The sequence below is a fragment of the Vibrio sp. 2134-1 genome (genome assembly GCF_033339495.1).
Map to the genome: position 1 here is coordinate 1 of NZ_JAWOUS010000092.1, position 1,270 is coordinate 1,270.

Consider the following 1,270-nt stretch of genomic DNA (forward strand, 5'->3'; position numbering starts at 1 on the left):
GACTAGCAAATCAGCTTCTATGGCGTTCGCAAGCTTGGGGACAGAAGAAAAGAAACGACTCAACAAGCTATGATGATGGCCACATACAACGAGATCTATCCCTACTTCCTTCGCAATTCCGGAGAGCTTGATGTGAAGATCACCAATCACAACCTTACTGTCATGGACTTCGTAATCACACTCGTCAGCAAGCTTTTGTAATGCATTCTGCAACTTTCGTTCTTCTTTCAACTCTAGAATAATCTTATCGACATCTACATAGACTAAGGAAAGCTTACTTTTTTCATCTTTCGCTAAAGAAACTGCTTTATCGATGACTTTTTTGCTGGAATCAGTAAGGTCTACCGCGACCAAAATATGTCCATAACTCATTACGTTCTCCTATTTTGAATGGTACTACTTTTAGTCTAGCTTATCGAACACACTAAACATCGGCTTACCTGCCGATATCTAAATGAAAACATCCAAATCCCCATCTCTAAGAGCTCAGCTGTTCGAACATATACCCCTAAGCCTCTCACTAAACATTACGCCGTAACTTAAGTTGATTGTAAGCGATGCTGTAAAACTAAGTCCGTAGTGGCTCCTGCCTCTAAGGGCTCTGAAAATCTAGATTAAAGATCATCAAAAACTCTGCCGCAATTTTAATGATGTAGCCCCTGGATAAGCAGTTCTGAAACACCGTCTGCAAGTACTTACTGTCTTTATATGGAAGTATATATAAGCACCTAATTCTGATTTGATTTTGTGACACTGTGTCTTAATGAAAAATTCAACACATTATACTGGCTAATTATTCCTCTTAATGGTTACTGTGTAATTTAATTACATACAAATTACTCATCAATCTTAAGAAAGCAAATAATTCTACGATAACTAACTGATTAATATCGGATTTAACCCAGATTGACCTGAACAACCATAAAATCACCACTGAAGCATGTTTATGGATAAAGATGAATTGGTAAAATTTTACCTATTGCTTTCGTTTAAATGGTTGGCCTCTTTTACTGCTGTAGTTAAGAAGGTTGTGTTACGCGGTAACTGAATGACTTAAATTGTTTGATGGGAAATGGATTAAGAAAGGGGTAAAAAAAGCAGGGTCTGTGCCCTGCTTCTTCTATTAACTGCCTTGTTGTTTGGCTGCGTATTCTGCGCGAATCTGCTCTGCCACGATTTTGATCGCTTCGGCTGTACTTGTGCCCTTTGCCATCAGTTCTTGAATTCGTTCTACAGCTTCTTGCTGCTCTTTGTGCGATATAGGTGGTAA

Annotated in this window: 2 protein-coding genes; both read right to left on the reverse strand. The window is 38.7% G+C overall.

Annotated elements, in window-relative coordinates:
* On the reverse strand, nucleotides 1-372 hold a 372-nt coding region (locus tag R7R78_RS24070; RefSeq protein WP_225474366.1), incomplete at its 3' end, for a universal stress protein.
* 751 nt (nucleotides 373-1,123) lie between these two features.
* Nucleotides 1,124-1,270: YoaH family protein (locus tag R7R78_RS24075; protein ID WP_225474367.1), on the reverse strand; the 147-nt coding region annotated here is incomplete at its 5' end.